At 39.2% G+C, this 19,234-nt stretch carries 17 protein-coding genes, 3 pseudogenes and 1 other annotated feature; of the genes and pseudogenes, 12 read left to right on the top strand and 8 right to left on the bottom strand.

Going from position 1 to position 19,234, the window contains the following annotated elements:
- Positions 1-206 precede the first annotated feature (206 nt).
- Both glpK and JHE06_RS00320 read left to right on the top strand, forming a co-directional pair.
- Positions 207-1,702 (top strand): annotated as a pseudogene (glpK, locus tag JHE06_RS00315) (glycerol kinase GlpK).
- 91 nt (positions 1,703-1,793) lie between these two features.
- Entirely contained in the window at positions 1,794-2,525 is a 732-nt protein-coding gene (locus tag JHE06_RS00320) for an MIP/aquaporin family protein (RefSeq protein ID WP_058919629.1), read from the top strand.
- Between the two features lie 88 nt (positions 2,526-2,613).
- Here the strand turns inward: JHE06_RS00320 and dhaM are convergent, their stop codons facing one another.
- Genes dhaM through dhaK form a run of 3 tightly spaced genes read right to left on the bottom strand, consistent with a single transcriptional unit; the run spans position 2,614 to position 4,577 of the window.
- The gene (gene dhaM / locus JHE06_RS00325; protein ID WP_201089888.1) at positions 2,614-2,988 is read right to left on the bottom strand and encodes a dihydroxyacetone kinase phosphoryl donor subunit DhaM; all 375 of its coding nucleotides are present in this window, start codon (positions 2,986-2,988) and stop codon (positions 2,614-2,616) included.
- Positions 2,981-3,568, bottom strand: a complete 588-nt coding sequence (gene dhaL, locus JHE06_RS00330) for a dihydroxyacetone kinase subunit DhaL (protein WP_201088956.1) — start codon at positions 3,566-3,568, stop codon at positions 2,981-2,983. Before dhaL ends, dhaM begins: the two co-directional genes overlap by 8 nt.
- Before the next feature lie 19 nt (positions 3,569-3,587).
- Entirely contained in the window at positions 3,588-4,577 is a 990-nt protein-coding gene (gene dhaK / locus JHE06_RS00335; protein ID WP_058919632.1) for a dihydroxyacetone kinase subunit DhaK, read from the bottom strand.
- Between the two features lie 291 nt (positions 4,578-4,868).
- Between dhaK and JHE06_RS00340 the strand changes: the two genes are divergently transcribed.
- From JHE06_RS00340 to JHE06_RS00355, 4 genes are all read left to right on the top strand, one after another.
- Positions 4,869-5,954 carry an FtsW/RodA/SpoVE family cell cycle protein gene (locus JHE06_RS00340; protein ID WP_268905533.1) on the top strand — a complete coding sequence of 362 codons (1,086 nt, stop codon included), beginning with the start codon at positions 4,869-4,871 and terminating at the stop codon, positions 5,952-5,954.
- A gap of 174 nt (positions 5,955-6,128) precedes the next feature.
- Positions 6,129-7,169 carry a DUF7309 domain-containing protein gene (locus JHE06_RS00345; protein ID WP_058919634.1) on the top strand — a complete coding sequence of 347 codons (1,041 nt, stop codon included), beginning with the start codon at positions 6,129-6,131 and terminating at the stop codon, positions 7,167-7,169.
- Positions 7,170-7,354: 185 nt separating this feature from the next.
- Positions 7,355-8,047 carry an NAD(P)H-dependent oxidoreductase gene (locus tag JHE06_RS00350; RefSeq protein WP_058919635.1) on the top strand — a complete coding sequence of 231 codons (693 nt, stop codon included), beginning with the start codon at positions 7,355-7,357 and terminating at the stop codon, positions 8,045-8,047.
- A gap of 10 nt (positions 8,048-8,057) precedes the next feature.
- Entirely contained in the window at positions 8,058-8,240 is a 183-nt protein-coding gene (locus JHE06_RS00355) for a hypothetical protein (RefSeq protein ID WP_201088958.1), read from the top strand.
- Positions 8,241-8,454: 214 nt separating this feature from the next.
- Here JHE06_RS00355 and JHE06_RS00360 read toward each other — a convergent pair whose 3' ends face one another.
- Entirely contained in the window at positions 8,455-9,219 is a 765-nt protein-coding gene (locus JHE06_RS00360) for an IclR family transcriptional regulator (RefSeq protein ID WP_201088960.1), read from the bottom strand.
- Between the two features lie 741 nt (positions 9,220-9,960).
- Here JHE06_RS00360 and JHE06_RS12280 point away from each other — a divergent pair.
- The 6 genes and pseudogenes from JHE06_RS12280 to JHE06_RS00385 all read left to right on the top strand — a co-directional run bounded on the left by JHE06_RS12280 (position 9,961) and on the right by JHE06_RS00385 (position 14,166).
- Positions 9,961-10,086: a hypothetical protein gene (locus tag JHE06_RS12280; RefSeq protein WP_268905513.1), complete on the top strand. Its 126-nt coding sequence runs from the start codon at positions 9,961-9,963 to the stop codon at positions 10,084-10,086.
- Positions 10,087-10,251: an MFS transporter gene (locus tag JHE06_RS12105; RefSeq protein ID WP_236253524.1), complete on the top strand. Its 165-nt coding sequence runs from the start codon at positions 10,087-10,089 to the stop codon at positions 10,249-10,251.
- A 79-nt stretch (positions 10,252-10,330) separates the two neighbouring features.
- Positions 10,331-10,774: pseudogene (locus tag JHE06_RS00370) on the top strand (glycosyl hydrolase); the annotation flags it as partial.
- A 163-nt stretch (positions 10,775-10,937) separates the two neighbouring features.
- Complete coding sequence (locus JHE06_RS00375) at positions 10,938-12,107, top strand: amidohydrolase (protein WP_236253525.1); 1,170 nt, start codon at positions 10,938-10,940, stop codon at positions 12,105-12,107.
- A 136-nt stretch (positions 12,108-12,243) separates the two neighbouring features.
- Complete coding sequence (locus JHE06_RS00380; RefSeq protein WP_058919640.1) at positions 12,244-13,434, top strand: amidohydrolase; 1,191 nt, start codon at positions 12,244-12,246, stop codon at positions 13,432-13,434.
- Positions 13,435-13,521: 87 nt separating this feature from the next.
- Positions 13,522-14,166 (top strand): SDR family oxidoreductase, encoded by a 645-nt coding sequence (locus JHE06_RS00385; RefSeq protein ID WP_058919641.1) that lies wholly within the window; start codon positions 13,522-13,524, stop codon positions 14,164-14,166.
- A 460-nt stretch (positions 14,167-14,626) separates the two neighbouring features.
- Here the strand turns inward: JHE06_RS00385 and JHE06_RS00390 are convergent.
- From JHE06_RS00390 to tyrS, 4 genes and pseudogenes are all read right to left on the bottom strand, one after another.
- Positions 14,627-15,036: pseudogene (locus JHE06_RS00390) on the bottom strand (RidA family protein); the annotation flags it as partial.
- A gap of 344 nt (positions 15,037-15,380) precedes the next feature.
- Positions 15,381-16,841 carry an amidase gene (locus JHE06_RS00395; RefSeq protein ID WP_201088964.1) on the bottom strand — a complete coding sequence of 487 codons (1,461 nt, stop codon included), beginning with the start codon at positions 16,839-16,841 and terminating at the stop codon, positions 15,381-15,383.
- Between the two features lie 139 nt (positions 16,842-16,980).
- Positions 16,981-17,475 carry a GNAT family N-acetyltransferase gene (locus JHE06_RS00400; RefSeq protein WP_058919644.1) on the bottom strand — a complete coding sequence of 165 codons (495 nt, stop codon included), beginning with the start codon at positions 17,473-17,475 and terminating at the stop codon, positions 16,981-16,983.
- Positions 17,476-17,567: 92 nt separating this feature from the next.
- Positions 17,568-18,830 (bottom strand): tyrosine--tRNA ligase, encoded by a 1,263-nt coding sequence (gene tyrS, locus JHE06_RS00405; protein WP_201088966.1) that lies wholly within the window; start codon positions 18,828-18,830, stop codon positions 17,568-17,570.
- Between the two features lie 63 nt (positions 18,831-18,893).
- Positions 18,894-19,111, bottom strand: a binding site (T-box leader).
- Positions 19,112-19,234 lie beyond the last annotated feature (123 nt).

Below are 19,234 nucleotides of genomic sequence, written 5' to 3' on the forward strand. Positions count from 1 at the left end.
GCAACAAAACCGATTTTTTTTATTGAAAAGTAGTCGGAAATTCAAACCATCGTATGTGAAAAACCCGTGTTATAAAGAATCAGAAAGTGTGGTGCGGGCTGAGCTTATCGCTTTACATTCTGTGAAATTACCCCTAAAGTAAAGATGTGTGAAAAATGTAAGCGCTATTAAAAGTCTGGAGGTATAGGAATGGAAAAAAATATATTATGTCAATTGATCAAGGAACGACGAGTACACGGGCCATCATTTTTGATAAAAAGGGACAACCCCTTTGGACATTTCAAAAAGAACTTCCGCAACATTTCCCTCAACCTGGCCGGGTAGAACACGATGCTAACGATATTTGGATCTCAACACTTTCAGTTATTGCTGGCGTACTGATTGAATCTGGGTTAAAACCACAAGAAATAGACAGTTTAGGAATCACTAACCAACGTGAAACGACCGTTATCTGGGATAAAAAAGCCGGGCAGCCGATTTATCATGCAGTCGTTTGGCAATCTAAACAAACATCTGGAATTGCCGATCAATTGATTGCTGACGGACACAAAGAAATGGTCCAAGACAAAACCGGTCTGATTATTGATTCTTATTTTTCTGTAACAAAAGTGAAATGGATTTTAGATCGTGTTGAAGGCTCAAGAGAGCGAGCAAAAGATGGCGAATTGTTATTGGAACGATCGATACTTGGTTGATTTGGAAACTTACGGGCGGCGCAGCACATGTAACGGACTATACCAATGCCAGTCGGACGATGTTATTCAATATTTATGATTTGGAGTGGGATAATGACATTTTAGAATTACTAGACATTCCAAAAGAAATGCTGCATGAAGTTAAATCTTCTTCGGAAGTTTATGGGCATACTGTGGCCTATCATTTTTATGGCGCTGAAGTTCCTATCGCTGGGATCGCAGGAGACCAGCAAGCTGCTTTATTTGGCCAAACTTGTTTTGAAAAAGGAATGGTTAAGAACACTTATGGGACAGGTGCCTTTATCATCATGAACACTGGTAAAGAACCCATCAAATCAAAAAATGGTTTATTGACAACGATTGGTTATGGAATCAATGGCGAGATCACGTATGCTTTAGAAGGCAGTATCTTTGTAGCTAGTTCAGCTATTCAATGGCTGCGCGACGGCATGCGGTTGTTTAGAGAATCGCCGCAATCAGAAGATTATGCAACGCGCGTAGATTCTTCTGAAAACGTTTATATGGTGCCGGCTTTTGTTGGTTTAGGAGCTCCTTATTGGGATCAAGACGCTCGTGGTGCCTTTTTCGGGATCACACGCGGGACGACAAAAGAGCATTTCATTAGAGCGACCGTAGAATCGTTAGCTTACCAAACAAGAGATGTCATCGAAACAATGAATAAAGATTCAGGCATCCAAACCAATACGATGCGCGTGGATGGCGGAGCCGCTAAAAATGACTTCTTGCTTCAATTCCAATCTGACATTTTAGGCACAACTATCGAGCGTTCAAAAGTTAATGAAACAACAGCTTTAGGGGCAGCCTACTTGTCAGGACTAGCAACAGGATTTTGGAAAAACCAAGAAGAAATTAAAAACTATTGGGAAAGCGGCGGAATCTTTGAACCTGAAATGGAAGAAGATCTTCGTGAAAATCTTTATGAAGGCTGGCAAGAAGCCGTGGCAGCAACAAGAGTGTTTAAACATAAACCATTAGAAAAAAAATAAATCAAACCTCATAACTTTTAAGGAGCAGCTTAAAAAGAGGGAGGACTACTATGCCGTTTTCAGCAAAAATAAGAAAAGGGGTTAGAACAATATGGATACATCAGTTTGGTTACAGATGCTCGGTGAGTTTATCGGGACATTAGTTTTGGTGTTGATGGGAGATGGCGTTGTAGCTGCCAACTCTTTGCGAAAGTCTAAAAGTGAAGGAGCAGGTTGGGTAACTATTGCACTAGGATGGGGAGCTGCTGTTACATTAGGGGTTTATGCCTCTAGTTTCTTGAGTCTGGCACATCTAAACCCGGCTGTATCAATTGCAATGGCTGTTGCAGGCGAATTTAGCTGGTCACTAGTTCTTCCATATAGCGTCGCCCAAATCGCAGGAGGGATCGTTGGAGCTGCTTTAGTTTGGTTGAATTACTACCCTCATTGGGAAGAAACAAAAGATCCTGCTACAATTCTAGGAGTTTTTTCTACAGCTCCTGCTATTCGGAACACCGTTTGGAATGTTTTCAGTGAAGTACTGGGAACCGCTGTATTGGTATTCTCATTACTTGTTTTTACTCGTGGCGACTTTACCGATGGATTGAATCCAATCGTTGTTGGTTTATTGATTGTTTCCATTGGTTTATCACTAGGCGGATCAACGGGTTATGCCATTAACCCAGCACGGGACTTAGGACCGAGAATTGCTCACCAACTGTTGCCAATCAAAAATAAAGGCGATTCAGATTGGGGCTATTCATGGGTTCCTGTAGTCGGCCCAATTATTGGCGGAGTTATCGCAGCGCTCTTATATCTTTTAATTCCGATCACACAGCTATAAGCTTTTATTAAAGACCACAAAACAGCGCCTCTCCTTGATTGTTAAGGAGAGGCGCTGTTTTGTGGTCAATGATTCTCTTGGTTTTTTCTTATTTTACAACTAAGGCTTTCAATTGCTCTTCGATAGCGTCAAGAGGCGCTTCTGCTTGTAACAATGCAGAAGCCGTATACGCTCCTTCAACAAAAGCCGCATCATAAAGCGTGACTGTTTTGTCAGATGTTTCAATCGCTAATTCTAAATTCATTTTAGCACTGCCGAGATCATAAAAAGCTAAAATGTTTTCTTCTTCGAATGACTGTAAAGCAGCTTCAATTTTTTCAAAGCTGGTTCCCACTTCGCCTTCAGAAGTTCCACCGGCACTTTTGATCGAAACTTCTTTAGCAACTTCATTCACTAAAGTGGCTACGCCATCTGCCAAACCTTCAACGTGTGAGACCAATAAAACACCATACTCTTTACTCATCATAGACACCTGCTTCCATCATGGTTTTGAAAAGGTAACTGCTGGACATAGCGCCTGGATCGATGTGACCAATAGAACGATCTCCTAAATAAGATGCCCGTCCTTTTGTCGCTTTCATGTCGATGGTTTTTTCTACACTTTTTTCAATCAGTTCAGTGGTTAGATTTTTATTTTTGACTGCTTCAATCACAGGAATCCATTCATCCACCATCGTTTTTTCGCCTGCCATAGCTTTGCCGCGTTTTTGAACGCCTTCCAATCCAGCTTCTAATAACACAGCCAGATCCTCGCTCTCTTGACTCGCTTTAGCCATGCTGATGAATGCTGAACCGTATAAAGGACCCGAAGCTCCGCCAACTTTGCTGACAAGGGTCATACCGGTCAACTTCAAGAGATCGGTTACGTTGTCCGGTTCTTTGACTGTGAGAGCTTCTTTCAAAGCAGTTGCTCCACGAGCTAAATTATTGCCATGGTCGCCATCTCCGATCGCAGTGTCCAATTCGCTTAAATAAGCTTTGTTTTCGAGCAGTTGTTCAGTAAAAAGAGTCATCCATTTTTTCATATTTTCAAGAGTTACCATTTATTTTTCCATCCTTTCTCTACCAACTAATCGTTGTTACTGGAGCGTTTAAATAGTCTAACCAACGTGAGTCTTCAAGTTTAACTAAAGTCAGCGACAATCCTTGCATGTCGATTGAAGTCATATAATCTCCGACTTTTCTAAAATCAATGTGTAATCCTTCTTCAGCCAATAAGTTCCTTACATCGTTCATAAAAACAAATTGTTCCATTAAAGGTGTGCCGCCCATACCGTTTACCAAAACGGCATACTGATCGCCATTTTTCCATTGAAATTCTTCTTTCAGACGCTCAATCAATTCTTTTGCTAATTCTTTTGAAGGTTTTATTTTTTCTCTTCGGTAACCAGGTTCGCCATGGATGCCTACCCCAAACTCAATTTCGTCATCAGCTAATTCAAACCCTGGTTTGCCTACTTCTGGAACAGTGGCAGCTTTTAAAGCCACACCGATCGATTTGATGTTTGGAATCAGTTTATCGGCCAGTTCTTTGACTTCAGCCAACGTCAATCCTTGCTCAGCAGCGCCGCCTAAAATTTTATGAACCAATACGGTACCAGCTATTCCTCGTTTTCCAGCAGTATATGTGCTGTCTTCTACAGCGACATCATCGTCAACGATGACAAATTCAACAGGAATATCTTCCATTTCAGCTAGATCTTTTGCCATATCAAAGTTCATAACGTCTCCAGAATAGTTTTTAATAATCAAAAAGACGCCATGGCCTTCATCGCTGGCTTTGATGGCTTCAAAAATTTGATCGGGTGTAGGAGAAGTGAAAACCTCGCCACAAACGGCAGCAGAAAGCATTCCTTTTCCAACAAAACCTGCATGGGCAGGTTCATGGCCGCTGCCTCCACCGCTGACCAATGCAACCTTATCGTTGTGATCTACTTTACGGTGTATAACCGTCGTTTCAGGCAGACGTTCAACTAAATCTTCATAAGCAAACGCGAGCCCCTCGAGCATTTCATCTAAAATATCTGCGGGATCGTTAATAATTTTCTTCATTAATAAAACCCTCCTATAATTTATTTCAAAAAGCTGCTACACTTTTAGTATAAACGTTTTCATAGTTAACGACAAATATAAGTAATCAAGCAACTGATAAAAATTTTTGGCTGTTTTAATGGAATAAAAAACCAAAAAACTGAAAGCGTTATTTTGTGTTTTACATTTTAAGAACAACTATGATACAGTCATAGAGAATATGGGATAAAGTGCTATTCTGTATGGTTTAAGAAAGCAGGTGAATAAAAAATAAAAAGATTGGATTATTATATTGTTGTTCCTTATTTTTTATTGCTTTTTATAGGAGCTTTGATGGTTTATAGTTCCAGCAGCGATATTTCGCTTGTTTATACAGGATGGAATGCTGCTTACTTTAGAAACCAGTTGGTGTATATCTTTATCGGTTTGATTGGCTTGATCGTAACGTTTAATTTAAAAATCAGCTTTTTGAAAAATAAGAAACTGCTAGCCTTTTTACTCGGATTGATGTTTTTTCTTTTAGTGACCGTACTTTTTTCTGAAAAAGTAAATGGAGCTAGTCGCTGGATAAGAGTAGGATCCTTTAATATCCAACCTGTTGAATTAACGAAATTGATTTTATTATGGTATACAGCCTACATACTTTCCCGAAAACAATATTTCATAGAAAAAAACTGGATACAAGGGATATGGCCGCCTTTTGTGGTTTTATTTCTGGCTTCTTTGCTGATATTATTACAACCCGATGCTGGCAGTATTGCGATCATTGGTTTGGTCATCACCATTCAAGTGTTTTCAAGCGGTATGCCTTTTCGTATAGGAATCATGAGCAGCGGTGCATTTATTGCATTGATCGCTGTATATACCCGTGCAATATATTTATTTGGAGATAAAGTGCCCGGAATGTCTGATTACCGATTGGAACGATTTGCCGCTTTTTGGTCGCCTTTTGAACTAGCAGAAGGAGCAGGTCTGCAATTGATAAATTCTTACTACGCTTTATCCCGTGGGGGTTTAACGGGTGTGGGATTAGGAAAGAGCGTGCAAAAAACAGGCTATTTACCAGAACCGCATACTGATTTTATACTATCTGTGATTGGCGAAGAATTAGGGCTGCTAGGAGTTGTCTTTATTTTAAGTCTATTGTTCTTTTTGATCACTAGGATTTATTACGTTGGAATTAAAAGTACAGATACGTTTAGTTCGCTTATTTGTATTGGAGTTGCGAGCTTGTTGCTGATACAAAGTGCTATCAATATTGGAGGAGTAGTAGGGTGGCTTCCCATCAGTGGTGTGACCTTGCCGTTTATGAGTTATGGCGGCTCCAGCATGATCGTCTTATCGATTTGTATTGGGATGGTGTTAAATGTCCAGAAAAAAGAGCGGAAAAGTTCATAAATTATTTATATCAAAGCGATAAAAATAAGGTGAATCGAAAAAGAAAAATAAACCTATTCTGATAGGTTTATTTTGGTATACTAGCACTATAAAGTGAGATAAGGGAAAACGTGAAAGTAACTGGAACAAACATCAAAAGGAATAAACTAAAACGTTGAAGAAAGTTGGGAACGAATGGAGCAGCAAGAAGAGCGTTTGTTTTCATTAGCTAAACAGTTATATGAAGCCAATTTTTGGGAAGATTATTGGGATAAAGATTTAATTGCCATTCAATTGGCCAATCGAAGTGAGCCAGTATTTGTTTCCGTGCTGGGCAAAATCGATCAAAATTACGGTTTTTTATTTTATCGAAATTTAGAAGAGTTATCTTACTTTTTTGAAACGGTGAAACGTTCTCAATTCAGAGAATTTCGCTCTTTAATGGAAATCCTTCAAACAAAAAAATGCCTTTCGCTTGAATACGATGATCGCACCAATTTAAGCAAAACGGATTATCAACGAATCAAATCAAGCAACGTTACATTCAGAGGGAAAATGGCATGGCCGGTCTTCATCGATTATTGCCCTGGTTACTGTCCTTATCCTATGAGAGAAGAAGATACGCCTTTAATGATCGACTTAATGGAAAAACTATTGCCGACAGCTCTTGATTTTCGTAAGAAGCTTGTCGTTTGTGCAGAAGAAAGAAGCGCTGTAGAAATTTTTCTTCGAACGTATAAAAAAGATGGAAGCTATGAAGATGGCTTGCTGGTCTTGCCCGAGGTGATCACTGAAGGACTGAACCTAGCTAAAGAAGAATCCTCTATTTTAGTAACGAATTTTGAAATGAAGCGTGTTGATACACAAAAATTTGTCCCTTCTGTCTGGGAGCTGGATATCGATTTTGTAGGTGCGGCAATACACCCAGATACCAATGAGCGGCCTTATTTTCCAAGTGTTTTAATCGTTGTCGACAGCGAAAGCAGTCAAGTGATTTGCAGCGAACTTATCAAGCCGGAAGATATTGAAGGAGTCCAACGGCTTTTGATTCAATTGATATTATCAGAGAATGGCAAACCGCCAAAAATCGTCGTCGATGCCAATCACTATTTTCAAATTGCTAGTTATTTGGAAAGTGTGTTGAATGAATTAGGCATTGAATTAGTTCCCATCCAAAAACTGCCGATGATTTCTGTTATAAAAGAAGATATGTTGGATTATTTTAAAGAACAATAATCAAAAGCATCCATTATTAATGAGGCAGCTCATAGTAATGGATGTTCTTTCTTATCTAAAAATAAAGCTAAAGAAGCATTAGGCCAAACAGTTGGATTCTTATTAAAAAGTGTTACTATTAAAGAGGAAGCAACCCAAGGTATAATAAGAAAAATAAAAAAACGAAAAGAGGCGATAGATAAAAAATGAAAACATTAGTCATTCTTTCTCATCCTGATATCAAAGAATCAAGCAGCCAGCAGTACCTGCTCAGCTCTGTGCCAGAGGATTCTGATGTTACGCTTCATCATTTGGAGCAACTGTATCCCGACTTTAAAATTAATGTCGCAAAAGAACAGGCTTTAATTGCTGCCCATGATCGAATCATATTCCAATTTCCATTCTACTGGTATAGTTCGCCGGCTTTGCTTAAACAATGGCAAGATGAGGTATTGACAGAAAATTTTGCATATGGAAAAACAGGGCAGATCTTGCAAGGAAAAGAATTTGGTTTGGTCCTGTCAGTCGGTATACCTGAAAGAGAATACCAAGCTGGCGGAAAAGAAGGATTCAGTATAAATGAATTGACAAAACCTTTCCAAGCAATGGCTCGAAAAACTGGAATGTCTTACCTGAGACCCTTTACGATTTATCAATTTGCTTATATGACAGAAGAGCAAAAAATGAATGTACTGATTGAGTATCAACTTTATCTTTCTCACGAAAATGAAACGAGCTTAGCCAGCCGTGAAAACTGGTTTTTGGAACAATTAGGAAAAACAAATTTGGCTGCATCGGGTTCGGCAGACGCGGATAAATTAGCGCATATAATCGAAATCATTGAAGAAAACCGTGACACCATTGATGATTTAAAATTATCTTTAGAAGAAATGGAATAGGAGAATAGCAATGGATAAAGAAGAATGGGCAGTGTTAGAACTTGATTCATTGTTTGCTGACAGCCAGGACTATAAGCAAAAAGCGCTATTGAAAGCGACAAGTCAGCTGATCAAAGAACAATTTAAACGTATTCACCAAATGGAAGGCGAACTGGACGGGAAACTCTGGAGCCCGAGCAATTGGGGAGAATAAATGAAATCCAGACATTTTTATGCTGGTCTCCAAAAAGAATAGAGTTCTATGTTAACCTTCGAAAGGATATCCTTCCGAAGGTTTTTTATCGGTTATTGTCAGAATTGAAAGCCTTGTTTTCATTTTTTTGCACAAAAATAGGTGTTAGTGATTTTTATTCACTAACACCTACTAGCGTAGAGTCACTATTCTATATCTGAACTGTATATTGATTTTAAAAGTGTCCTAACAAATTTGAAATTTTGTGAGTCGTTTCAATGATTTTTTTGATATAAAGTGGTTTCATCTCAATATCTGTACTAGGAATGGATACACTAATTGCACCAGCAGCAGCATCTCTATAGCTCGCAAAAGAAGCTCCCACACAAACAATGCCATACTCGTTTTCTTCATTATCCAAAGCGTAACCTTGTTGGCGGATGGTTTCGATTTCGGCTAAAAAGCTGTCAAAGTCAGTAAAAGTATGGGTCGTTAACTCGATAATATCTGTATTATCCCAATATTCTTTGATTTGTGCATTCGTTTTAGTTGCTAAAATAGCTTTACCAACAGCAGTGACGTACATAGGTGCTTTTTGGCCGATTTTTGAACGCATTCGATTTTCGTTATCGCTTGGATCATGTTTATCAATATACAAAACTTCTTGATTGTCTTCAACGACTAAATGAACCGTTTGATTTAATTCTAAAGATAACTGACGAATCATGCTTTTTGCAACATTTAGAAAATCAATGTTTTGGACGCGTCGATTTCCAATTTGAAATAGTTTTAAAGAAATACGATAATGTTTTGTAGTAGGTTCTTTCTCAATATAACCGTTTTCAAGTAATGAGTTGACTAAACGATGAGTTGTCGCTTTATGGAGACCAACTTTTTCGCTGATTTGCATCAAACTAAGAGTATCATAATTTGAAAGGGTTTCAAGTATTATAAGGGCTCGATCAATAGTCTGAACTCTAACTGGTAAATTTGCAACCATAGTTTTTAACATCCTTTTATTTTAAAATTAGATTTCACGATATGAAACTAACTGTACTAAGCAAATCAATTATAGGTGGAAAAAGCTAAAAGCACAAGTAATAAAAAACTTGAATTGTTTACAAATCATTTTAAGACGGCCGATTTACGAAGAGAAAATAGTTATGTCTTTAGTAAATAGATAAAGCGCTCGCAAACAATGGTACAAAAATAAGTTGTTTTATAAGCCTTTCTTTTTAAAACAATGAAAGGGATTACAACTCAATCAGCTCGCTTTTTTTTAAAATAAGCTGCGAACCACTCTGTCTTCGCCAACCATTACAAGACAATTTATTAACGAAAGAGTGGTTGACAAGGATTCAGAGGCTCGTTATAACAAAACTCGTATTGCAAAATAAAGTTTCACTAAGTGAGGCTTCGGCGGTTTTAAAAAGTTTAATCTTTTTCAATCTGATTTCTGCCAAATTTAACTATAAGCAAAAGAAGAGGCGAATCAGGTTTGTTTTAAATTGCAATTGAAAGCGATTTATGAAAAGGCTATCTAGCAAAAGATGCGGATTTTTATACTCTGAATAAGCAAGTTACATTTTATAAATGCTTCTCAATGTTAGTCAATCAAGGACGTCGGAAAATGATGAAAACGTTATAGCCAAAAATGAAATCGCTTTTATAGAAGAAAAGTATTGAATAGATGTAGTGCTTTTTATGGTTTACATATATACAAGAGGGGGAATAACACAGAATGGAAGCAATTAAAGAAAAACCGACTGTAAATACATCGACTGTAAATGCAAAATCAGGTTTAAAAGAAAAGATAGCTTATGGTACAGGTGATTTGGGAAAGGGGTTAATGTTCCAAATGGCATAAATGTATTTACTAAAATTTTATACAGATGTTTTAGGAATTTTTCCTTATTGGGGCGGAATGATTTTTCTAGTTACGAAATTCGTCGATGCAGTTACAGATGCTGGGGTTGGAACTTATGTCGATTCGCGAACCAACATTGGACCTAAAGGCAAATTCACCAGTTAGAGTTCAGACTATTGATCGAGCTCTTACAATACTTGAAACCCTTTCAAATTATGATACTCTTAGTTTGATGCAAATCAGCGAAAAAGGCGGAATTTACGAAGCCGGATCTGATGTTGCTCAAGCGATCACGGAAGAACTAGAAAGCCGCGGCTATAAAGTAACGTTAAACGATGGTTCGACACGTGTTAAAGGCAAAACATTGGACTATCGTAATGAGGTCGACTTAGCTCTAGAAATTGCTGGTGTCATTGGTTACGGTGCTCAAAATAACTACCGCATTCAATGGAAAACAGCAATGTCTAACGAAGTTCCTTGGTTCGTATACGAAGTGCCAACAGTCTTTGCTTCATTGAATTTCACAACTCATCTGCATGATGCAACAATGATAAAAACATATATCAATACATACCATGATAACGATGAAAATATCAAACAATTGATTGATAAACTTGAAGGGAAATCCGAATTTAAAGGAACTCTAAATGAAAATGTTTGGGCCAATAAATGGCAAGCTAAACTATAGAATAAATCAATTTTAAAAGAATATTTCTCTTTATGAAGAAGTGCGTCAATTGACTGTGACAGTCTGTTGGCGTGCTTTTTTATTATTTCAGTAATATCGATATATGCGGTATAATTTAGAAAATCAAAAAGAAGAGAGGACGTTTCGTTTGAGAGAAAAGTTAATGGCTTTATTAGAAGAACGCCAAGATGAAATGATTGAGATCAGACGGTATTTGCATGCTCATCCAGAACTGTCGTTTCAAGAAAGCGAAACAGCGGCTTATATAGCTAAATGGTATGAAGGAAAAAAAGCCCTTGTTCAAACGGAAGTCGGAAATGGCCATGCGGTTGTAGTGACTATCAAAGGTGGAAAACCAGGGAAGACAATCGCTTTACGAGGAGATTTTGATGCTTTGCCGATTACTGAAGAAGCCGATGTTCCTTTTAAATCGGAAAATCAAGGAGTGATGCATGCTTGCGGCCATGATGCTCATACTGCTTATCTATTGGTTTTAGCGGACTGCTTGATCCAATTGCAGGACGAGATTCCAGGAACGATCAAAATCGTTCATCAACATGCTGAAGAAAAGCCTCCAGGCGGTGCAAAAAGCATTTTAGCAACAGGAATTTTGGATGACGTTGGCACAATTTTTGGCATCCATATTTTTCCAAACAAACCTGCTGGTGAAATTTCATACCGCAGCGGATTTGCGATGGCCGGCAGAACGTATTTCAAATTAAAGATTCAAGGCGTGGGCGGTCATGGTTCATCGCCGCATAAGGCTAATGATGCCATTGTTGCTGCTTCACACTTTGTAACAGCGGTTCAGACAGTGATCAGCCGTCGCTTAAACCCTTTTGATATAGGAGTTGTAACGATTGGCTCATTTGATGGAAAAGGAACATTTAAGGTGATTAAAGACAGCGTGGAACTTGAAGGCGATGTTCGGTATATGACAGATGAAACTCAAGAGATGCTTGAGCGGGAAATAAAAAAAATCGTTAAAGGAATTGAAACACTGTTCGGAGTAACTTCTGAATTAACGTATACAGCTGACTATCCTCCGCTTTGCAATGATCCAGCAGTTACTGAACAAGCGATCAGCTACTTGGAAAAAGGCAAAGGGGACTACTTAACGCGCATTTCTGAAAGTGAATTGTTATCAGGTTCTGAAGACTTTGCTTACTATCTTGAAAAGATCCCTGGTAGTTTCTTCTATATTGGCTGCGAACCAAAAGGCATTGAAGAAGCTTATTTCAACCACCATCCTAAATTTACGATTGATGAGGATTGCTTAATTGTCGCAGCTAAATCGGTTGGCGAAATTGTTTGCGGTTATTTCGGTATTTAAACTGAGCCTGACCCTGTAGTCTTTTTTGCACTATTAAATGGAACAGTAAAACAAACAGAAAACGCTTTATCGAAAATATGCTATAGTGAATAAAAAGAAGAAAAAATTGTGGTGAAAACTGGGCGGAGGAGTTCACATGAGAGAAAAACTGATGACGATGTTAGAAGCGCGCAAAGAAGAAATGATTGCGATTCGCAGACATTTGCATGCACATCCTGAATTGTCTTATCACGAAGAAAAGACAGCAGCGTATATTGCCGATTTTTATCAAAGAAAAGCTGTTGATGTTCAAACAGACGTTGGTGGAAATGCTGTTATTGTCACCATTAACGATGCATCCTCTGGCGATACGTTAGCTTTGCGGGCAGATTTTGATGCACTGCCGATTGAAGAAGAAACAGGCTTACCATTTGCCTCAACGTCTCCAGGAGTCATGCACGCTTGCGGACACGATGCACATACGGCTTATTTGATGGTCTTGGCGGATTGCTTGATTGAATTAAAGGCAGAGATTCCCGGAACTATAAAAGTCATTCACCAACATGGGGAAGAAGCTCCACCAGGCGGTGCTAAATTCATTATGGAAACGGAAGCTTTAGCAGACGTGGACCACATCATTGGTATCCATGTTTTTCCTGACCGTCCGGCGGGAGAGGTCGCTTATCGAAGCGGAGCAGCCATGGCTGGCGGCACACAATTCAAATTGATTATCCAAGGAGTTGGCGGTCATGGTTCGTCACCGCATAAAGCCAACGACGCCATTGTTGCAGGAGCCTATTTTGTGACTACGCTCCAAACGATTCTCAGCCGGCGTGTCAATCCTTTCGAAGCAGGAGCGATCACTGTTGGATCATTTGATGGAAAAGGGTCTTTCAATGTGATCAACGATGCCGTTACGCTTGAAGGCGATATGCGTTATATGACGACAGGTTTATTCGAGGTACTGAGCAAAGAATTGCATCAGTTAGTAAACGGATTAGAAGAATTATTCGGCGTTCAAACAACATTGACTTTGTTTGAAGGGTGTCCGCCTGTCTACAATGACCCTGAGTTGACCAGCAGCGTAGTTGATTACTTAACGACTGGTATTGGAGACTACTTGACTGATGTCGTTGAATCTCCGATGCTGACTGGTAACGAAGATTTTGCTTATTACACACAAAAAATACCGGGTTGTTTTTTCTATATTGGCTGTCGGCCAAAAGGCATTGTAAACAACGTTGTTTATGACAATCATCATCCTAAATTTGATATAGATGAGGAAGCGATCAGTGTTGCAGCAAAAGCAGTAGGGGAAGTTGTTTGTGGTTATTTTGGTATTGAATAATTTTTACATTGATCATAAGATTTGGTTTTACTGATGTTCTTTAGTAGGCTTAAGTAAGCAACAAGAATGGAAGGAGACAAAGTGCACATGAAAGTACTAGTCGTTGGAGCAAATGGACAGATTGGGGAAAAAGTGGTCGATTTACTGCAGGAAAGCCAAGAACATGCCGTACGGGCTTTGGTTCGTAAACAAGAACAAGCAGATAACTTTTCTGCTAAAGGAATCGACACTTATTTAGGAGACTTAGAAGGATCCGTTGATTCCCTTGCAGCAGCTATGGAAGGAATCGATGCCGTAGTTTTCTCCGCTGGGTCAGGCGGAGCAACAGGTTACGATAAAACCATCCTGATTGACTTAGATGGAGCCGTTAAAACAATGGAGGCTGCTGAACAAGCAGGCGTCAGCCGTTTTGTGATGGTCAGTTCCATTCTTTCAAATACGAGAGAAAAATGGGCTGAAGGGATGAAACCATATTATGCAGTGAAACGGTATGCAGACCAAATCTTAAAACAAATGGACTTAACGTACACGATCATTCGCCCTGGAGCGTTGAAAAACGAAGCAGGAACTGGCAAAGTCAATCTAGCTGAACACGTCACACCAGGTTCGATCCCACGAGAAGATGTAGCAAAAGTAGTGGTTGCCAGTCTGGATAATAAAAAAGCAGAAAATCAAGAGTTTGATCTGGTTTCCGGCGAAACGCCTATCGAGAAAGCCTTCACGCAACTTTAAAACAGATAAAAAAAGAGAAAGTCCGCTGAAAACACAGCGGATTTTTTTATTCAACAAAGATACATTTTGTATTTTTACATTAGCACTAAAAAGCGGTAAAGTTGTCCTGAAAGTGTGAATCCGAGACGAACTAAGATAAAAAAGAGATGAGTTTGTCCCGAAAATATAGAAATAGACAAACGGTCTTAGAAAAAGAGCGCGTTTGTCTATAAATTTAAATTACACAAAGAAACTAGATGAGATTGAACAAACGAAGTCAGTTACTTTCTTTGTGTCAAAGTTTCTGGCCTAACCAGCTGAAATCTCGATACTTTTTCATCTACGCTGTTAAAAAACGAAAGCTGTCTCAATGTTTATTTGAGACTGCCCTTTTTATGATTAAGATATGTGTTTTCGGATTCATCGGCGGCATTAACCAGTAACTTTGATAGTTCCTGTAGTTACAAATAAAGGCCTGTTATGCTACTGGAGGTGTTCCTTCAGTATTTGACACAACTACATCAATTGCACCAAAGCATCCATAGGCAAAGCTGAATATGCAACTGTTGTCCGTGCAGGAATACCGCTTGGGAAGAATGTCGCATAAACTTCGTCTACAGCATTACTATCTGCAATGTTTTTAAGGAAGATAGTTACTTTTACTACATCGTCCATAACATGGTCGACACTTTCTACAATGGTTTTGATATTTTTTAAGCACTGTTCAGCTTGCTCTTTTACACCACCAGCTACCATTTTACCAGATGTTGAATCGATAGGTAATTGAGCTGAAAGATGATTGTAATGAGAAAAAGCTACCGTTTGTGTAGATAGAGAACTTTTTGGTGCATTTTCTGTATTTCTTGCTAGTACTGCGTTGTAGCCACTCATTATAGTAATCCCCTTTTAATTAAAATTTTTAATAGATAGGTTTATGGACTCAAGTTTCAGCCGAGTTATACTAAGGCTTGATTTCTGCTGCGAACTTTAATTAGCAAACTATAAAACGGTTACATAAGTGAAATTGTAACAAACTTACCTAGCTTTGACTACCTGTTTCTGGAGATAGCCATTTATAATGGATATAAAACAAGAATTGATACACGTACCAATGAACTGAACCACATCAAATAAGAAATCATCTCACTAAAGTACGGTTCTGTTAGAGTCTTAACGTAAAGATGTTTAACGAATAAAGAGGTAAGGAGTTAATCACTCCCTACCTCTTTATCAATTTAGGTGAATAAACCATCTTGTTCCATTTCTTGGCCAATAGCCAGCAGCCAATCTTCGTTGCCTTTAGGGGCAGTAAACTGAACGCCGATCGGCAGTCCGGAGTTAGCAGATAAATGAACCGGCAAGCTGATAGCAGGTTGTCCCGTTAAGTTGGCTTGTTGAGTGAAAGGTGTAATGTCTAAACTTGCAGCAAACATATCCCAGACAATTTTTTGCTGGTCTTTTGCATTCAGTTCCGTAACATGATGCATTCGTTCCAACTGTTCATCCGTTTGAAGTTTAGCGTCGACACGCGGAGCAACATCAGCTGTTGCAGGAGTCAGATACAAGTCATAAGTTTGGTGGAAATCAGCCATAACTTCTGCAGCCGTATCCCAAGCAGCGATGCTGTTGGAATAAGTGCTCGCTGAAATAGATTGTCCGGCATTGAATAAAACCCAAGTCATCAGTTCCATGTCTGATTTCGTAACGGGACGCTGCAGACCTTTTTCAATGTTGGCAAACATAGCGGCTGTTTCGCCTGAATTCATGATGTAGTAACTTTCCATCAAAGAGACTCCATCAATGGCTGGTTTTTCTTCAACCACTTGATGGCCGTTTTGTTCGAGCCAACGAACGGTTTTTAAAACCGCTGCTTTTGCTTCATCGCTGACCGATCCATGAACGGGCGATACCAGCGAATAAGCTACGCGAAACTTTTTCGGTTCAGAATCACCTAATACATTCAAGTAGCCCCGTTCAAAAAGCGGGGTTTGGAAAGCAGCACTTTGCTGGACGGTTTGTAAAGCATCCATCATGGCAGCTGTATCGCGAATGGTTTTGGTTAAAGCAAAGGAAATGGAAGCTCCTTGCCAGCCGCGTCCAACTCCAGGTCCGATCGGTGTTCGTCCACGAGTCGGTTTCAATCCTACTAAACCGGTAAAAGAAGCAGGGATCCGAATGGAGCCGCCGCCGTCGCTAGCACTAGCAATGGGCACTAAATCAGCAACCACGCTAGCGGCTGCTCCGCCACTAGAACCGCCTGGCGAATAGGCTGTATTCCAAGGATTGCGGGATGGCCCGTAGAGTGTCGGATCCGTAATGTTTTTAAAAGCAAATTCTGGTGTATTGGTTTGGCCGATCACAACAAAACCGGCTTTTTCTAACGCTCGAACAAAGTGACTGGTTTGTTTAGAACGGTTGTTCTGCAGCAAACGAGAACCTGAGGTGCTTGGTTCGTCTATTTGATCTTGTCCGATGCCTTTGATAAGGATGGGCTGTCCGCCAAATAATGTACTGGAAAAATCTCGTTCTGCAGCTTCTTTCAGCGCTTTTTCTTTACGCGTATGGGTAACAGCATTTAAAATAGGATTTTGTGCTTCGATTTTTTTGAAGGCTGTTTCAATCAACTCTTGTGGAGAAACATCTTTTTGATGAAGTTTTTTTGCAAGAGCCAATCCGTCTTCTTTTCGGTTAAACATAGTATAGAGCCTCATTTCTTAATTCTGTAATGAATTCAGTTTAGCATCACAAGTCTAAAAATTGAATGGAGAGACAAAAAGAAAGCCGGACAAAAGCCGTTAATTGCTAAAGCGAACGGTTTAAAAGACAGTATTGTTTTTATGGCAGGCGATATTCCATAATGTAATCATCCATGACATAACCATGACCGATATCCGCTACTTGCTCCTCAATGATCTTAAAGCCTAATTTTTTATAAACAGCGATAGTAGGGTGATTGAATTTATTGACCGTCAAAAACACCGTCTTTTTATTTGCTTCATTTGCTGTGTTTTTTAGCTTTTCAATAAGCTCTTTTCCGATTCCATTGCCGCGGCTGCTGCTTTTTAAATAAAGTTTGCTCAGAAAAAGCTGCTCTGCTGACAAGGCATATGAAAGATAGCCGATGGCTGTTTGATGGCTTTCAACTAAGAAATAAGCTTTGCCATCCAGTATTTCTTGGTGAATAGCGGCTGCGGATTGCAAATGAGTCAGCATATAAGCGACTTGTTCTTCGCCTAAAATCGCTGTATAGTGCTCTTCCCAAATTTCTTTTGCGAGTTGAGCGATCAAATCAGCGTCTTCTTGAGTAGTAGCTTGTTTAAGTTGGGTCATATAAATCCTCCTTAATTGTTTTAATGGATAGAAAAGCAGCAGAAACAAAGAGCGTTTCTGCTGCTGAACCTGTTAGAGAAAGTCCTTTAGCTTTATACCAATTTTACTAAGAAATATTTTTTCTTTCCTCGGCGGATCAAAATAAATCGTCCGTCAAAAGAATTTTCAGGAGTTACGACAGCATCGACATCGGTTACTTTTTCCCCATTCATTGAAAGGGCGCCGTTAGTGATGTCTTCACGTGCTTGGCGTCTAGAAGGTTCGATACCGACCACATCTACCAACCATTCAACAATGTTGCGTTCTTCTTTAAGAGCTTCGAAAGTCGGCATATTTTTGAATCCTTCTTCGATTTGACGAGCCGTTAAACTTTTTACATCACCAGAAAAAAGTGCAGCAGTAATTTTTTCTGCATCTTCTAAAGCTTGTTCTCCATGAACAAACAACGTCATTTCGCGAGCTAATGTTTTTTGAGCTTCACGTTTATGCGGTTCGGATTCAACTTTTTCAGCCAATTCGCCGATTTCATTTTCGGTTAAGAAAGTGAAGTATTTTAAGTATTTAACAACATCGCGATCGTCTTGATTCAACCAGAATTGATAAAACTCATAAGGCGTTGTTTTTTCAGGATCCAGCCAGACAGCTCCACCAGCCGTTTTTCCAAATTTTGATCCATCGGCTTTTAACATCAAAGGAATTGTCAGACCAAATGCTTCAGCGTCAGGGCCTTCTTGTTTACGGATGAATTCCAGACCGGCTGTGATATTGCCCCATTGATCAGCACCACCGATTTGTAATTGGACGTCTTCATGTTGGTACAAGTGCAAATAATCCATAGATTGCAGAATTTGATAGGTGAATTCCGTAAATGAAATTCCGGTCTCTAAACGGCTGGCTACGATATCTTTGGATAACATCGTGTTAACGTTAAAACTTTTACCGTAATCGCGTAAAAAATCCAACAAGCTCAAGTCTTTAGTCCAGTCATAGTTATTCACCATTTTGATACCGTTGCTTTCTCCAGCATCAAAAAGACGAACCATTTGAGCGCTTAATTTTTTAACGTTATTCTGAACTTGCTCCATAGTTTGTAAAGTACGTTCTTCTGATTTTCCACTTGGGTCGCCGATGGTTCCAGTTGCTCCGCCAATCAATATCACAGGACGGTGTCCAGCCAATTGAAATCTTTTCAGAATCATAAAAGGGATCAAGTGTCCGATATGCATGCTGTCACCAGTAGGATCGACACCACAGTATAAAGCAATTTTTTTCTTTTCGATTAATTTACTTAATCCGATTTCGTCAGTTTGTTGGTTGATGGCGTCGCGCCAAGTTAATTCATCAATAATATTCATTTTTTTAAGCTCCTTAATACATATTTTTAGACAAAAAAACCCGATGAAAAGGTTAGACCTTTTCATCGGGACGAAATTTTTCGTGTTACCACCCAATTTGCCGACAAATTTCAGTGCAAAATTTGTTGACCACTCATTGACTGTTAACGCCAGTAAGACGCTTGAGATTAATCAAGTTACTCCAGAGTGTAATTCGTAAAAAGACTTGTACTAGTTTCCATCAGCCACTAGCTTTCTATCAACAGAGATCTTTTACTACTGTGCTCGTTCATTGTAATGTTTAGTATGAGATTGCTTTTAGTATAGTTAACAAGCATGGGTTTGTCAATTGGCAAATCAACATAGTGTACCAGAAAAATAGAGCTTAAAAGCGGATCAAATAGTTTTGAGATACCAAGAAACTC

It is taken from the genome of Carnobacterium sp. CS13 (genome assembly GCF_016653495.1).
Taxonomy (GTDB): Bacteria; Bacillota; Bacilli; order Lactobacillales; family Carnobacteriaceae; genus Carnobacterium_A; species Carnobacterium_A antarcticum.

Excerpts from the sequence above, each read along its gene's own strand:
- tyrS (WP_201088966.1), bottom strand. The coding sequence starts at position 18,830 with ATGAATATTATTGATGAATTAACTTGGCGCGACGCCATCAACCAACAA.
- JHE06_RS00355 (WP_201088958.1), top strand. The coding sequence starts at position 8,058 with ATGGATAAAGAAGAATGGGCAGTGTTAGAACTTGATTCATTGTTTGCT.
- JHE06_RS00360 (WP_201088960.1), bottom strand. The coding sequence starts at position 9,219 with ATGGTTGCAAATTTACCAGTTAGAGTTCAGACTATTGATCGAGCCCTT.
- JHE06_RS00385 (WP_058919641.1), top strand. The coding sequence starts at position 13,522 with ATGAAAGTACTAGTCGTTGGAGCAAATGGACAGATTGGGGAAAAAGTG.
- JHE06_RS12105 (WP_236253524.1), top strand. The coding sequence starts at position 10,087 with ATGTATTTACTAAAATTTTATACAGATGTTTTAGGAATTTTTCCTTAT.
- dhaM (WP_201089888.1), bottom strand. The coding sequence starts at position 2,988 with ATGAGTAAAGAGTATGGTGTTTTATTGGTCTCACACGTTGAAGGTTTG.
- JHE06_RS00375 (WP_236253525.1), top strand. The coding sequence starts at position 10,938 with ATGGCTTTATTAGAAGAACGCCAAGATGAAATGATTGAGATCAGACGG.
- JHE06_RS00395 (WP_201088964.1), bottom strand. The coding sequence starts at position 16,841 with ATGTTTAACCGAAAAGAAGACGGATTGGCTCTTGCAAAAAAACTTCAT.
- JHE06_RS00380 (WP_058919640.1), top strand. The coding sequence starts at position 12,244 with ATGAGAGAAAAACTGATGACGATGTTAGAAGCGCGCAAAGAAGAAATG.
- JHE06_RS00345 (WP_058919634.1), top strand. The coding sequence starts at position 6,129 with ATGGAGCAGCAAGAAGAGCGTTTGTTTTCATTAGCTAAACAGTTATAT.
- dhaL (WP_201088956.1), bottom strand. The coding sequence starts at position 3,568 with ATGGTAACTCTTGAAAATATGAAAAAATGGATGACTCTTTTTACTGAA.
- JHE06_RS00350 (WP_058919635.1), top strand. The coding sequence starts at position 7,355 with ATGAAAACATTAGTCATTCTTTCTCATCCTGATATCAAAGAATCAAGC.
- JHE06_RS12280 (WP_268905513.1), top strand. The coding sequence starts at position 9,961 with ATGGAAGCAATTAAAGAAAAACCGACTGTAAATACATCGACTGTAAAT.
- dhaK (WP_058919632.1), bottom strand. The coding sequence starts at position 4,577 with ATGAAGAAAATTATTAACGATCCCGCAGATATTTTAGATGAAATGCTC.
- JHE06_RS00400 (WP_058919644.1), bottom strand. The coding sequence starts at position 17,475 with ATGACCCAACTTAAACAAGCTACTACTCAAGAAGACGCTGATTTGATC.
- JHE06_RS00320 (WP_058919629.1), top strand. The coding sequence starts at position 1,794 with ATGGATACATCAGTTTGGTTACAGATGCTCGGTGAGTTTATCGGGACA.